Genomic DNA, 14,673 nt, shown 5'->3' on the forward strand with positions numbered 1-14,673 from the left:
ATCGACACGTTTACTGATAAGCGGTACCGACGACCAGGTGGCCATGAGCAAACGTAAATTAAGCCGGCAGCAGCGCTGGCGGGTCGAAAAGATTCAAGCCGAACGCGAAAAACGGGCTGAAAAGCGCGGGGTAGAAGAATCCGAGAAACTCGCCGCCGGGGAGTATGGCGCCGAGCAGCCCGGCCGCGTGATCGCCCACTTTGGTCGCACCTTAGAGGTGCAAGATGCCGAGCGTACGCCCGTGCGCTGCCACCTACGCGCCAACCTTGAGGGGATGGTGACCGGCGATTGGGTAATTTGGCGCGCTGGCCAAGATGGCTCAGGGGTTGTGGTCGCGCGCACCGAACGCGACAGCGTGCTAACACGCCCCGACGCGCGCGGTCAGCTCAAACCGGTCGCCGCGAATATCGATCAAATCCTGATCGTCTTCGCGACGGAGCCAACCCCCCACGCCAACCTGATTGATCGCTATCTTGTCGCCGCCGAAGCCACGGGCATTGCCCCGGTGCTGGTGCTCAACAAGGTTGACCTGCTGCCGGAAGGCGACGGCGAGCTAGGCGAGCTGCTAGCGCGCTACCAAGCGCTTGGCTACCCCGTGGTGCGCACCACAACCGCCACCGAGGCCGGTTTGACAGCTCTTCGCGAGCAGCTCGCCGGGCGAACGTCGGTGTTCGTGGGGCAAAGTGGCGTAGGCAAATCCTCGCTAATTGACCGCCTTCTACCGGAGGAGACCCTCCGCATAGGGGCGCTCTCTGAAGAATCACGCAAAGGCACGCACACTACGACCACCGCCCGACTCTACACCCTGTATGAATCCAACATGGACAACGAGAACAGCGCCAACGAAAACAAGGTCAACGAAAACAAGGTCAACGGCGAGTTGATCGATTCCCCGGGTATTCGCGAATTCGGGCTAACGCACCTTGACGAAGAGACGGTGACCGACGGGTTTATTGAGTTTCGCCCTTTCCTGGGCCACTGCCGCTTTCGTGACTGCCGCCATATCAACGAGCCGGGCTGTGCTTTACTAAATGCCGTGGAGGCAGGCAAGATTCATCCACAACGTTTTGCCAGCTACCGGCGTATTCTCGCCAGCTTGGACACTGATCGCTAAAGGAGCTCCGCCATGTCAGCCACCTCCCCCTCTGCTCAGCACGGCTCAGAAGCCAACCTATTACCGCTGATTGTCGAGCCCGAGCAGCTTTACGCACACCTTGACCAACCGGAGCTGTTGATTATCGATGTGCCAGCTAATGCTGAAAGCTACGGTGAAGGCCATGTCCCTGGCGCGATTTTTCTCGATTTTCGTCATCTGATGCATGGTGCTGGGCCAGTACCCAATGACGTACCCGAAGTGGAAGCGCTCTCACGGCTGTTTAGTGCTTTAGGTCTCACCCGTGATACCCACGTGGTAGCCTACGACGACGAAGGCGGCGGCTGGGCGGCGAGGCTTTTGTGGACACTAGAACTGATAGGCCATACCCGTTACTCCTACTTAAACGGCGGCATTCACGCGTGGCGCGGTGAAGGCCTTCCTGAAAGCACTTCTCCCAGCGCCCCAACGCCGAACGAGTATCACGCCGAGATACTTAACCCGCAGGTGCTTATTACCTGTGACGAAATCAAAGAGCGGCTCGACGACAGACAGTTCGCCATCTGGGATGCGCGCTCAAGCGGCGAGTACAACGGCGAAATGGGCAACAACAAGCACTTAGGTCACATCCCGGGCGCGGTCAATATGGATTGGCTCAACGCGATGGACCGCGAACGCAATCTGCGCATCCGCGACTACGCCGAGCTTGTCACCGAGCTTGAAGCGATGGGGTTAACCGCGGAAATGGAAATTGCCACCCACTGCCAGAGCCACCACCGCAGCAGCTTCACCTGGTTGGTGGGCAAGGCGCTGGGTTATAACATGCGCGGCTATGCTGGCTCCTGGGGCGAGTGGGGCAACCGCGACGATACCCTGATCGAGAAGTGAACCAATCAAAAAAAGTGATAACACGACCGTGACCGTTTCCCAAAAAGTCTTTGCGTTGATGCAATACCCATTGCCCCACCACGGCCTCTCCCGACTAGTGGGTAAATTTGCCGAGTGCGACAACCCGTGGCTTAAAAACACGCTGATCAACGCCTTTATCCGGCGTTTTAACGTAGACATGAGCCAAGCGCTGGAGCCCGACCCCACCGCTTATGCGACATTCAACGACTTTTTCACTCGCCCGCTGAAAGCAGATGCCCGCCCTATGGGGGAAGGCATCATTAGCCCCGCCGACGGCACGCTATCGCAATACGGCGCTCTTCGCGCCGGGCAGCTGGTGCAGGCCAAGGGCCACACCTTCTCGGCCCAGACACTGCTCGGCGGCGATGCCGAATTGGCAGAAACCTTTCTCGGCGGAAGTTTTGCCACAGTGTATCTATCACCTAAGGATTATCACCGCGTACACATGCCGATAACCGGCACGTTGCGCGAGATGATTTACGTACCGGGGCGGCTTTTTTCTGTCAATGAAGCAACCGCCAAGCACGTGCCCTATCTCTTCGCCCGCAACGAGCGTCTAGTGTGTATCTTTGATACCGAGTGCGGCCCGCTTGCCATGGTGCTGGTCGGCGCGATGATTGTGGCTGCTATTGAGACCGTATGGGCGGGGCAAATCACGCCGCTTTCCGGCGCCCCGCAGCGTACATGTTTCGATAAGCCGATCACGCTGGAAAAAGGCGCCGAAATGGGGCGCTTCAAACTTGGATCGACGGTGGTCATGGTCTTCGCCAAGCCGGTCAATTTTGAAGATACCCGAACTGGCAGTATGGTGCAGATGGGCCAAGCGCTGGGCGATGTTTAATCGCTAGCAGTTCGGCGTCGAGAACGTCAGCACGTCTTCCAGGCGTGCTTTACCCAGCGCCAGCTGAATCAGGCGATCAATGCCCAGCGCCACGCCAGCGCTTTCCGGCATTCCGTGCTCCAGAGCACTAAGCAACCGCTCATCCATATCTACTTCGCCAAGCCCCAGGTGACGCCGCTCGGCGTTGTCCTCAACGAAACGGGCACGCTGCTCGGCGGCGTCGGTCAATTCATCGTAGCCGTTCGCCAGCTCAATGCCGTCCAGGTACAGCTCAAAGCGCGATGCGACCCACTCGCCGTCAGCATCCTGATGGCGACGCGCCAGCGCCGCCTGGCTCGCCGGGTAGTCGACGACCACGCTTAATTCATTGCGCCCAAGATGGGGCTCAATCACCATGCTCATCAACAAGTCCAGGCAGGTATCGCGCCCTTCATCCGCCAAGGTATGGGCCGACATTTGGCCGTGCTCCGCCGCCAGCCTTCTCAGCGTTTCAAGCGAGGTAGTAAACGGATCGAGCGCTAAATGGGTGTGAAACAGCGCCCGGTAACGGTAATGCACCACCGGACCGTGAAAACGCGGCAGAATAGTAGCTACTAGCGTGGCGGTTTCATCGATCATTTCAGCCAAAGAACACCCCGGGCGGTACCACTCCAGCATAGTGAATTCAATGTTGTGCCGAGCACCCACTTCACCGTCGCGGAAACTCTTTGCCAATTGGAAAATCGGACCGCTGCCCGCAGCAAGCAGCCGCTTCATATGAAATTCCGGCGAGGTTTGCAGCCACAGCCGACGCTGGCCTCTATCGGTACGCGCCATCGTTGAAAGCGAGACCAGATGGACATCGGTGCTACCGCCCTGACCCAGCACCGGCGTTTCCACCTCAAGTACTTCGCGCGCAGAGAAAAAACGGCGCACGCTAGCCAGTAAACGGGCTCGCTCACGCAATGTCTCGATATCTGCCGTCGGTCGCCAATTTTCCTTCATTGGCTACTCTCCAAATATAAAGCCACGCGCAGTGGCGTGGCTGTCAATATAAAGCGTCCTTGGAGCCGCTTAGGCACGCGAGACGTATTCACCACTGCGCGTATCAATCTTGAGGACTTCCCCCTCGTTGATAAACAGTGGCACACGCACCACCGCCCCGGAAGACAACGTTGCTGGTTTGGACCCGCCTTGGGCAGTGTCTCCCTTCAAGCCGGGATCGGTTTCGACCACTTCAAGCTCGATAAAATTCGGTGGTGATACCTGAATCGCGTTATCGTTCCACAGCGTTACCGTGTAAGGCGCTTGCTCTTTCAGCCACTTCTCGGTGTCGCCGAGCGCTTTCTTTTCCACCGCATACTGCTCGAAGGAACCGTCGGTTTTCATGAAGTACCACATTTCGCTATCGTTGTAGAGATATTCCATCTCCAACTCCATGACGTCGGCACCCTCTAACGAATCACCCGATTTAAAGGTGCGCTCCCCTACGCGGCCGGTCATCAGATTACGCAGCTTAACGCGGTTAAAGGCTTGGCCTTTGCCCGGCTTAACCAGCTCATTCTCTATGATCGAGCAAGGATCGCCGTCGAGCATTACTTTCAAACCGCCCTTGAATTCGTTGGTAGAATAGTTCGCCATATTGCCTCTCAATGATGCGTTTCAGTAACGTGAGGCGCCACGTGTCGCTTTGCCTCTAATGATCGTTTTGGAATAAGTGCGCGCATAATAACCCGAAGGAGGGCTTTTTGCAGGAGAACATCATTATTGCTGACAAGGGCCCCACGAGCCAAACAGGGTCCTGGCAACAACAGCTCTCGCAAGCGGTTCGCGACCCAGCGGTCCTTTGCCAGCGCCTGGGGCTCAGCGATAAATGGCTGCCCGGCGCTCGCACCGGGCATCAGCTGTTCGAGGTTTGCGTGCCCGACGCCTATTTGTCGCGTATAGCGCCAGGCGACACCGGGGACCCACTGCTGAGCCAGGTGCTACCGCTCGACGACGAAGCCCTCATCCTGCCGGGGTACGTCGCCGACCCGCTTGAGGAAGCCGACCATCAGCCGGCCAGCGGCCTGATTCACAAGTATGCTGGCCGGGTACTACTGATCGCCAGCCCTAACTGTGCCATCAACTGCCGCTACTGCTTTCGCCGCCATTTCCCCTACAGCGACAACTCGCCTTCCCGGGCCCAGTGGCAACAAGCGCTTGACTATCTGCGCGCCGACACCACCATACAGGAGGCGATTCTTTCCGGCGGCGACCCGCTTGCCGCCAATGATCGTCAACTGGCCTGGCTTGTCGGCGAGTTAGAGCAGATCCCTCATCTTAAGCGGCTGCGTATTCACACCCGGCTACCGGTGGTGATTCCCGACCGCGTCGATACCTTGCTGCTCGACTGGCTGAAAAGCACTCGCCTGCAAAAGGTCGTGGTGCTGCATATCAACCACGCTAACGAGATCGACCAAGCAGTGGTGGATGCTTGCACGCGCCTGACACAAGCCGGTGCGACGCTACTCAACCAAAGCGTGCTGCTGCGCGATGTGAACGATAGCGTCACTACCCTGGCCGCGCTTTCTGAACGACTTTTCGAAGCAGGGGTGCTGCCCTACTACTTGCATGTCTTAGACCCCGTTCAAGGCGCCGCACATTTTGATGTGCCGGATAGCGAAGCACGAGAGCTAGTTGCTGAGCTTCGCAATCACTTACCGGGGTTTTTAATGCCGCGCCTAGTACGTGAAATCCCCGGCGAAGGGAGTAAAACGCCGATTTAATGATCGCTTTTTACAGCTAAATACGGCGCCTGAGTCGAAAAAATCACGTTCTCTGCTACCGTTATAGGGTTAATCATTTTCTTAGGCTTTTGTCTTATTGTCATGCCAATATTTTCAAGGAGGGAATAATGCCATGTCGACAACACGCTCGTCTCGACTGGGCGCTATCGTGCTGCTAATAGCTTCGCTTGCCGGGCTGGCTATCGCTCTCTACGCCTACTTCACGCCATTGACCGGGGTCACAGGGACACTTGGTGCACTTGTGGCCACTGTGGCCTGTCTTGCCCTTGTGGTAATGGCACTGCTTCTCGCTGTCATAAAAAGTCGTGGTGCTTCCATCGCACTACGGGTACTTATTCTGCTGGGTCTCGCCGGTACGTTTCTCGCTGGGCTGCTTCTGCATCAGTGGTGGATTGGCGTCGCGATGGTTGTCGGTCTAATAGGCCTGATTCTCGATATGGTTCGCCCATCATCACAAGTCCATCCCACCCAAGCCTGAGGAGCCGCCCATGCCGACTTTTATATCCGCCGCACAACGCTTGGGCACGCTCTCCGCCCTGGCACTTTGTCTCACACCCATGCCGCTGCTGGCCCAGGATCAGCCAGATGAGCAGGAGAACACCGAGCAGGAAGAAGCGACTGACGCCGCCCCCATTCCGCTGGTGCCTGGAGAACCCACCTGGGATAGTTTTCACGGCCAGCTCAACGCCCAGAAATATAGCCCGCTCGATCAGATCAATGCCGACAACGTCGGCGAACTGGAGAAAGTTTGGGAAGTCCACACCGGTGATGTCGCAGATGGTTCGGGCGAATTACCCGCAACCGTTTGGTCCGCGACCCCAGTGTTTGCCAACGATACCCTGTATATCGGCACGCCGTTCTATCGGATCCTCGCCCTTGACCCTGCCAGTGGTGAAGAGAAGTGGAGTTTCGATACCCAATCGTCTCTTGAAGCCCTGACCCAGCCCGCCTTGAAGAATCGTGGTGTCGCCTACTGGGAAGCGGACGATCCGGTAGACGGCGAAGCCTGCCAGAAAATCGTTTATATGGGCACCATGGACGCGCAGCTGTTTGCAGTCGACGCCGATAGCGGCGAACCGTGCACAAGCTTTGCCAATAACGGCGTGCTCGACGTCAACCAGTGGAATGATACCCATGACAAGTGGCCGTTATCGCTGCTGCAGCCACCGACAGTCGTCGGTGATCGCTTGATCCTTGGCTGGGCGGGGATGGACTGGGCTTACGAACAAGCTCCCCCCGGTTCCGTGTTTGCCCTCAATGCCCGTACCGGCGAACTCGAATGGACGTTCCAGGCACTGTCCGATCAGATGCGCGAGCAAAGCGGTACCGCCAATGTTTGGACGCATATGTCCGCCGACGAAGAGCGGGGCTTGGTTTATCTGCCGGTCTCTTCCCCCTCGCCGAACTTCTGGGGTGGCAATCGCACCGAAGAGGTGCCATTGGCAACCTCAACGACTGCCCTAGATATCGAGACCGGCGATGTCGTCTGGTCACGGCAGTGGGTTCATCATGATATCTGGGACTACGATACGGTTGCCGCTCCCACCCTGATGGATATCACGGTGGACGGCGAGGAGGTACCTGCACTGCTCCAAGCAACCAAGATGGGCTTTCTGTTCGTGGTTAATCGCGAAACCGGTGAAGACATCTGGCCAATTGAAGAACGTCCGGTACCCAGTGGCGACGGCAGCGTCGACGGCGAAGTTTACGCCCCAACCCAACCCTTCCCCACCAAACCGGCGCCGCTGCTTGATCAGTCTGAAAAACCCAATGTCTGGGCACTGGCCGATGCCGTGGGTTTCGGTGAATGCTCGGCGCTGTGGGAGGACTTGAGCTACGAAGGCATGTACACCCCACCCACCACCCAAGGCGAAGGGGCACTTGGCTACCCCATCACTGCCGGGGGCGTACAGTGGGGCGGCGTAGCGTTTGATCCTGAAAGCCAAACTGCCGTAGTGAACACCTCTCATATTGTCCAGTACCTGAAGCTCTATAATCGCGAGGCTTATGAAGAGGCGGATAGCGGTTCGGGCAACGAAAGCGGCTTTGCGCCCCAAGAAGGCGCCCCTTACGGGATACGCCTTGAAATCGCTCAGAACTGGCTCGGTATGCCCTGTTGGGAACCGCCCTTCGGTGAGCTTGTCGCCCTCGATATGACCACTGGTGACGTGAAATGGCGTCGCCCAGTGGGGGCATCGCAGCAGTATGGCTTCTTCATGCCCGAAAGCTGGGGTTCGCCTACCATCGGTGGCCCGGCAGTGACGGCTGGAGGTATTGTATTCATTGGCGCTTCCATGGATGCCAAGGTACGCGCTTACTCCCTTGAAACCGGCGAGGAGCTATGGGAAGACCAGCTCGAGGCGCCCTCGGTATCAAACCCCGCGGTCTATGAGTACAACGGTCGCGAATACGTTGCCTTTATTGGTGGTGGCAATACTATCCTAAAAGCTGAGGTCGGCGATCAAATCGCGGTCTATGCCCTGCCGGAATAAACGTCGCAATTAGTCATCAGGTAACAAATGGGGCGGCCTTTAAGGCCGCCCCATTTGCGTTACTGGTGATTGTAAAAACCACTCTTTTAACCAAGCTCACCGGCTCTGCTCTTGGCACGTTCGGTTAACGTCTTGTTAGCGGCTTTAAAGCACAGTTGCATCAACGGCACCAGTAACCACAACAGCGGCAGCAGTAGCCAGCGATAAACAAAACGCGCCATGATCAATAGCGGCAATAATACGATCAGCCAAATGAGAAACTGGCCAACCCATACCGGCCAGCCAAGCCAGGTAGAGAGGTTGGCGCCCAGCGCGCTCACCAAGCTGGGATGGCGCACGACCACATAGGCGGTGCCCGCTACCACGGCAACTTTGGCCATCCGAGGCAAGGCCGCAAAACGCCCACCACTCACTAGTACGCCCTGGCGCAAGCCAGTACGGGCGCCCTGTACTTCCACGCTACCTACCCGGGCGGCACGGGCGGCCCTGCCTGCCCGCAGCACTTTGACGGTGCTGGCCATCACGAGTAGATCCACACCGGCCCAGCCTAAATCGGCGGCGCCAATATCATCGCCCCGCCGCCACTGGCTCTCCAAATCGCGTAGGCCGCTGGTAAAGAAATCGCCCAGGCCCGCGACCACTCGTTCACCCTGCAGCCACTCCACCTCGCCTTGGTCACTGACCACAAACTGGTTGAGCAGCGCGTGGCCATTGGCATCTAGCAGAGCGATACCCATCTGCCCTCGGCGGTAAGGGGTGAACGCCGCATTGGTGTTGGCACTTTCTTCGCTCCACCAACGGCTAATCTCCTGATAACGCTCGTCAATCCAATGTTGCGCCCGAAGCGTGGCCACATCGTGGGTGCGAAAGTAGCTAATGGGCTGTACGGCGTCGGCGCCATAGCGCATCAGCACCTGCTGAAATTCGGGTAATAGGCCGTATTCCAGCAACACCTCGCGAGCCACATCGCCGTAACGCAAAATCGCCAGCGAGGCGCTCATCCATAGCGCCTGATCGGCGGCATAGCTGAGAAAGAGCGCGTTGATCTCCGGCGACTCCTGCTGTAGCGATGGCTCCATAGAGGGCAGCGCCCGCTGGGCTTCCAAACGCACCAGTTTGTCCTCGAATGGCTCATGGGAAGCGACAGCGGTTAATACCCCCGCCACCAACATAGCGGTTGCGACGATCAACCATCCCGTCCGATTAGACCACCCACTACGTATCAGCCACCCAATACGCATTGCTCTCTCCGCTGTGGCGCTTCATCAGGCTATTTATACCATTTATCTATTTATTCTAGCTGGCGCTCACAATCGTTCACGGCAAACCAAGCGATTAGCTAAAACCTCCCAACCACCCCAGCAGCTCACGCTGTACGTCTTGGGCAGGCAGATACTCCTGCTCCAGGCGCCCTTGTGGTTGTGCTTTGAGAAAATGAAAAAAAGCCTCTTCGCGTTGATTCAGGCCGCTGGTCGGCAGCTCGGCTTGAACCGGCTCCGGCACTGCGCAGTCGCGGCAAAATGCCTTGAAGTGAGCCTCGCTCATCATTAATGGGGTAATGCTGGGCAACGACTGCCTGGCTCTGGCCAGCATCACTAGCCCCCAGGTATCCATGTCGCCCCAATAGGCGACCGCTTTGGCGTTGAGTGCCCCACCTGCCAGCCAGTGTAAATCCAGCCCCGCACCAAGAATCGCCACGGTGCCGGACATGGTTGGTAGCAAGTGCTCACACTGCTCATTCTCGACCACTATGACCCGCGAGCCTGGCAGGTAAGTACCCGCCAGCTCTCTGGCGGTGATGCGCTGGCGCTGAAAGGGCAGCAGTCCCTGCTCCAATGGCACCACCAGCAGCCAGTGATCTTTATCGTCGGGAGCATCCAGAAAGCCGCTTAACCCTTGTTGGCTGACCATGCCGTCGTAGCGCTGATCCAGCAGGCGGGTGAGTAACGCGGCATGGCGCTGGATAAACTTGGTATCTACCCCTAGCCCTTTGAGCAGCCTTAACGGTCGGCCTTGTGCTATCCCCGGTTGCAGTGAATCCGCCAGGGTCGCTGCGTCGATAACCTCGCTGATGGCCTTGTTTCGCCACAGGCTACGTTCGCGAACCAGCAACTCCTGGTAACGCTGGTTGACGCTTCCTACCAGGGTTTCCAGCAGCGCAAACTCTTGCTGCACCTCGGCATCCGCCGTGGCGGCGGCCCACTCAGACGGCGTATGCAACACCCACTGCACCGGGAGGGACACCGGGTCAGCCGCAGCGCGGAAGTTGATGTCCTGAAATACAACCCGGCCAACGGTGACTTGCCGCCAACGCTGTACATGGGCCTGCACCAGCCCGGTCTGATCGGCAAACTGGCGGCCGCTGGGTTTGCCAATCGCAAGCACCAGCGGCCAACTCTCCGGGGATAACAACCGCTCTACCCGCCAGAACGCTTGCTGCCATTGCTTGGCCAGACGAGCAGCAATATCACTCGGGGACTTCATGGTGGGTTTCTCGCCGCTGTTTCCGGACTTCATCCAACGCCTGCCAGCTGATCGGCGTAAGGCTGGAAGCATTGCCACGGCGGTGCACCACCACCGCCGAGCGGGTGTGCTTGCGCAGCAAGCGCATCTCTTTGTTGGGGGTAATAAACAGCGCGTGGAGGTGAAATTCGTTAAGCGCGGCAATAATGCGCCCCGCCACCGCATTCGAACTGCGCGCAAAGGCTTCATCCAGCACGATAGTGCCAAACAGCGGCCGAGGGCTGCCATCCGGGCACAGGGCGTAACTCAGCGAGGCGGTGAGCACGTAGGAGGCGATAATCTCTTTTTCGCCGCCGCTTCCCCCCTGGGAACCCGAGCGGGTCTCAATCACATGACCGTCGGCGCGGTCGATCATGGCGACTTTAAACTCGAGTCTAAAACGCGGATCCAACAACGCGCGCGACCCTAATGTACGGTGGCGTTCGCAGGCATCACGCAGCAGACCGATAATATGTTGCAACGCTTTATACTGGCTTTCACCGCCATCCTCCACAAATCGCGAAGAAGCGAGCGCGGTATTGGCTCGGGTAAACGTCCGCAGGCTTTCATGGACGACCTTATTCGCCACCAGTTGCAGGTAACGCCCGCGCTGGAAATCCACCCGCCGCAAGGTGTTATTGAGATCCTCCAACCGCTCCTCGATACGCTCGACTTCCCCATCAATGGTGGCCAGCAGTTGCGAGACACCCTGGTCGGAAGAGTCGGTCAGGTATTCTTGAAAACGCTTCTGCTTGTCGGGCAGCGCTTCGTCGGTCAGCACCTTGAGCCGTTCCAGATAGTCGGGCACATCGTCGAGTTCCCGCCCGACTTCAGATAACGCCCCGCGGTCTTCCCGCTGGGCATCCGACATGGCTTTTACCAGCTCTTTTTCCAACCGGCTTTGGGTGCTTCGAAGGGCAGTGAGCTGCTGTTGCAACTGCGCGGCAGCTTGGCGCTCCAGCTCATCAATTTGCGTCAGCTGCTGTTGGTGAACGCTAGCAAAATGGGCGTCGGCAAGCGCTCGCTCATCCTCCTTTAAGCCCATCTCTGCTCTGCGGAACGCTCGGTTTTGTTCCTTTTGAGCCGCTTCCAAGCTGTTAGTCAACTGAAGGCTATGCTTCATGGCGTGCTGTTTCTGCCGCTCCAGCTTCTCTAAGACGGCCCGGGCATCTTCCAGTTGGCTTTTGGCTAACGACGCATCGGAATCCGGTGACGTCAGGGCCGCCAGTTTATCCCGCTGCTGCTGCCATTCACGCTCGGCTTGGGGCGTGTTGATCTGCGCATAGTCCAACTCTGCAAGGGTTGTTAGCGACACGGCCCGCTGTTCAAGTTGGGTCTGTGCAGCCTTCGCCTGTTGCTCTGACGCCTTGGCACTGCGCAACCGCTCTTCCGCCTGGGTGATTTGCGCGCCTAACGCTGCCAGCCGATCGCGGTTATCAAAGCCGGTTTGCCAATCGTCACTCAGCCGCTTTTGATCCTGCTTATCAAAAAAGCGCGCCTTACCAGACATCAGCCCTTCCACCGTCATGGCATGGGGCGTTTCTTGTAGCGCCTCTGGCGACGCGACGCAGTGTCTATCCAGCCCGGCCAACAGCGCTTTGACGGCTTCCCGGTAGGGGTGATCCTTGTACTCGAGTTTGCGCGTAAAGCCATCCTCAAAAAAGCGCGCTTGGCCTTGAGAGGGCTTCACTTCCAGAATCCGCACATGCAGGGCATTGTGGCGGCTATTGATCCAGTTGAGTGCTTCGCGGGTAGCAGCAGGCGGCACCAGAATGCGCAACCGGTGGCTGCCAATGGCGCGTTCAATGGCACCGCGCCAGGCCTGCTCACCCTCTTTCACTTGCACCAGTTCGCCCGCAAATGGCAGGTCGTCTTCGGTGAGCGACAAGGCATCGGCCAGCAAGGCACGGAACTGTTGAAAGCGGCCCGGAATATTCGACCCTGGGCGCGCTTTTACCTCAGCTAGCTCTTCGTGCAGCTCCGTGCATTCGCGTTCCATCTGATAGCGTTGGCTGCCCTGCTCAAAGGCGGCCTGTTGGGCGGCTTCAAGCTCGTGTGCGGTTTGCTCTCGCTGCTCGGCAGCCAGCATCTGGTTGGTGACGACTACTTCACGGCTCAGGGCATCGTCAAAGGAGAGCGAGCGCGCTAGCCGCTGATACTCGGCCGCATGGCGCCGGCAGCGTTCCAGATTGGCTTGCTTCTCGCTGACCAGCGCTTCCAGGGTCTGGATGTCTGAACCGCCTAGACGTAGATAAGCCTCATTTAATCGCTCGCAGCTTTGGTGCTGATGGGCGTACTGTTCTTCGGCCGCCGCCCACTCGGCCTCGGCCTGCTGAGTGTGTTGCTGAAGGCGCGTAGCCTCGTCCTTCCACAGTCGATGCGCCTGCTCACCAAACCACACCGGCAGCACCCGGCTGAGTGTTTCCTGGTCATCAAGCTGCGTTTGGTTGTGCAGGTACTTCTCCCAACCGGTCTTGATCGGCTCCAGGGAGCGCTGCTGACGGCGGGCGATTTCAAGCTCTTCATGAATGGCGGTGAGGTCATCGAAACTGTCGGCTACTTCTCGTGCGCGCTGGAACTGGGCGTTGTCATCCAGCACCAGCTCGCGAAAAATGTCATCAATACTGTTGAGTTGTTTCAGCCCTGCCGCTCGGTTGAGCAGATTAAAGGCGTTATCACGCACTTCAAAAAAATCCCGCAGCCGCGCTAGAAAGCCTTTTTTGCTAGGGTACGTCCAGATACCCGTTTCGGTCTTATCCAGTTGGCGCAAAGCACGCATACCGCCTTCCTGTTGCAGCGTCAGCCAGCGCGACAGGGTGTGCTCGGAGGCGGTACTGAACAGCCAGAGTTTTTTCATATCCGAAGGCGACATGCTGGTGCCGTCAAACCAAAGCAATGCGCCAATGCGAACCAGGCTTTCGCCATTGCTGAGGGTCGCCACCAGGCCGGTCACGGTTTTGCCGGGGCGAGCGATATGCGACTGGCCTTCGCCGCCATCCCCTGGCCCACTCACCCCGCGCACGTAAGAGACCAGATCTCGGTCACTTTCGTGACCACCGGTAGAGGCAAGGTTGTATTTGGGGTTGGCCGTGAGCAGGGTCATTAGTGCATCCACCAGGGTGGTTTTGCCACTGCCGGTGGGGCCAATGATCGCACTGCCCTGGGCGTCGATATCGGCCCGGTGCATACCGCCAAAGCCGCCCCAGTTGAACAGTTCCAGCGTTTGCAAAATATAGGTGGGCGCAAGTTGCCAGCCGCTCTCTTGGCCTTCCTCAAATAACGAAGGCTGGGTAAGCGTGGTGGTGATCATGGCGCGTTCTCCCCGTGGTCACTACTCTCCGCAGCTACCCTGGCCTTTAACTCATACAGCAAAGCGGTGAGATTTTCCGGGTTGGCCAGGTGGGCAATCATCGGTCGGATAGCCACCCGCTCGTGGCTATCCGGTGCCGACACCAGGCCGTGGCCTTTGAGTTGATCCAGCAGCTGTAGCGCCCGGGTACGCTCGCGGGCCTCGCTGCCACTCTCCCCCAGGTACACCTGCATCTGTGGAATCAGCTCATCCACCGCCACCATGGCGTCTCCGGCGCCGGTGCCCGCGTCCTGCTCGTGGGCAATGAAATACTGGCGCAAAATCGCCACCAGCAAGGTCTGTTCCAGGTTTAGCCGCTGCTTGCGCACCAGTGGGTGTGACCAGTCATCCTGGGGCTCGTCAGTATCCCCAGGTCGCACCGCCAGAAACACCAGCCCCCGGACCTCATCGGCGCGGGCGATTAAATCCAAGGGTTCTAAGGTGGCATTGAGCCGCGCCATGGCGACGAGAGCCGCGCGGTAAAGATGCGGCCTTTGAGTCTCTTCCAGCAAGCCCATACGGAGCAGTTCCTGAGCCACTTCACGTAATTTGACGTCCGTGCGAGCGGTGGCTTCGGTGTTTATCTCCTCACCAGCAGCGTCTAGTGCTTCATTTTCCTGCACTTGAGGGGCCTGCTCCTGAAACTGATTCGGAGGCCCTTCTTCGCTGGTCTCATCCATGTCCTGCTGCTTAACAATCCGATCAAACACACCTGCCAT

12 protein-coding genes are annotated in these 14,673 nt (G+C 58.2%); 6 read left to right on the top strand and 6 right to left on the bottom strand.

What is annotated here, in order from left to right:
- The first annotated feature begins 43 nt into the window (after positions 1–43).
- The 3 genes from rsgA to asd are packed head-to-tail and all read left to right on the top strand — an operon-like array spanning position 44 to position 2,843.
- A complete protein-coding gene (gene rsgA / locus HZS81_RS00665) occupies positions 44–1,114 on the top strand; it encodes a ribosome small subunit-dependent GTPase A (protein WP_179928632.1) in 1,071 nt (356 codons plus the stop codon).
- 12 nt (positions 1,115–1,126) lie between these two features.
- Complete coding sequence (locus HZS81_RS00670) at positions 1,127–1,981, top strand: sulfurtransferase (protein ID WP_179928633.1); 855 nt, start codon at positions 1,127–1,129, stop codon at positions 1,979–1,981.
- Positions 1,982–2,009: 28 nt separating this feature from the next.
- Positions 2,010–2,843 carry an archaetidylserine decarboxylase gene (asd, locus tag HZS81_RS00675; protein WP_179928634.1) on the top strand — a complete coding sequence of 278 codons (834 nt, stop codon included), beginning with the start codon at positions 2,010–2,012 and terminating at the stop codon, positions 2,841–2,843.
- A 3-nt stretch (positions 2,844–2,846) separates the two neighbouring features.
- Here the strand turns inward: asd and epmA are convergent, their stop codons facing one another.
- Together epmA and efp are read right to left on the bottom strand one after the other, a co-directional pair.
- Positions 2,847–3,827 carry an EF-P lysine aminoacylase EpmA gene (gene epmA, locus HZS81_RS00680; protein WP_179928635.1) on the bottom strand — a complete coding sequence of 327 codons (981 nt, stop codon included), beginning with the start codon at positions 3,825–3,827 and terminating at the stop codon, positions 2,847–2,849.
- 69 nt (positions 3,828–3,896) lie between these two features.
- Positions 3,897–4,463 carry an elongation factor P gene (gene efp, locus HZS81_RS00685; RefSeq protein ID WP_179928636.1) on the bottom strand — a complete coding sequence of 189 codons (567 nt, stop codon included), beginning with the start codon at positions 4,461–4,463 and terminating at the stop codon, positions 3,897–3,899.
- Between the two features lie 107 nt (positions 4,464–4,570).
- Here efp and epmB point away from each other — a divergent pair, with 107 nt between their 5' ends.
- The 3 genes from epmB to HZS81_RS00700 all read left to right on the top strand — a co-directional run bounded on the left by epmB (position 4,571) and on the right by HZS81_RS00700 (position 8,103).
- Positions 4,571–5,590, top strand: a complete 1,020-nt coding sequence (epmB, locus tag HZS81_RS00690) for an EF-P beta-lysylation protein EpmB (protein ID WP_179928637.1) — start codon at positions 4,571–4,573, stop codon at positions 5,588–5,590.
- 133 nt (positions 5,591–5,723) lie between these two features.
- Positions 5,724–6,089, top strand: coding sequence for a hypothetical protein (locus HZS81_RS00695; protein ID WP_179928638.1), 366 nt, complete (start codon positions 5,724–5,726; stop codon positions 6,087–6,089).
- A 10-nt stretch (positions 6,090–6,099) separates the two neighbouring features.
- Positions 6,100–8,103 (top strand): pyrroloquinoline quinone-dependent dehydrogenase, encoded by a 2,004-nt coding sequence (locus HZS81_RS00700; protein ID WP_179928639.1) that lies wholly within the window; start codon positions 6,100–6,102, stop codon positions 8,101–8,103.
- 86 nt (positions 8,104–8,189) lie between these two features.
- Here HZS81_RS00700 and HZS81_RS00705 read toward each other — a convergent pair whose 3' ends face one another.
- The 4 genes from HZS81_RS00705 to HZS81_RS00720 form a co-directional block, all read right to left on the bottom strand.
- Entirely contained in the window at positions 8,190–9,344 is a 1,155-nt protein-coding gene (locus tag HZS81_RS00705; protein WP_179928640.1) for a hypothetical protein, read from the bottom strand.
- 94 nt (positions 9,345–9,438) lie between these two features.
- A complete protein-coding gene (locus HZS81_RS00710; protein WP_179928641.1) occupies positions 9,439–10,587 on the bottom strand; it encodes a Wadjet anti-phage system protein JetD domain-containing protein in 1,149 nt (382 codons plus the stop codon).
- On the bottom strand, positions 10,571–13,915 hold the full coding sequence (locus HZS81_RS00715; protein ID WP_179928642.1) for an ATP-binding protein: 3,345 nt from the start codon (positions 13,913–13,915) through the stop codon (positions 10,571–10,573). Before HZS81_RS00715 ends, HZS81_RS00710 begins: the two co-directional genes overlap by 17 nt.
- The gene (locus tag HZS81_RS00720; RefSeq protein ID WP_179928643.1) at positions 13,912–14,673 is read right to left on the bottom strand and encodes a DUF4194 domain-containing protein; all 762 of its coding nucleotides are present in this window, start codon (positions 14,671–14,673) and stop codon (positions 13,912–13,914) included. The genes HZS81_RS00715 and HZS81_RS00720 overlap by 4 nt, the downstream gene beginning before the upstream one ends.

Origin of the sequence: Vreelandella salicampi, assembly GCF_013415105.1 — a bacterium.
Classification (GTDB): Bacteria; Pseudomonadota; Gammaproteobacteria; order Pseudomonadales; family Halomonadaceae; genus Vreelandella; species Vreelandella salicampi.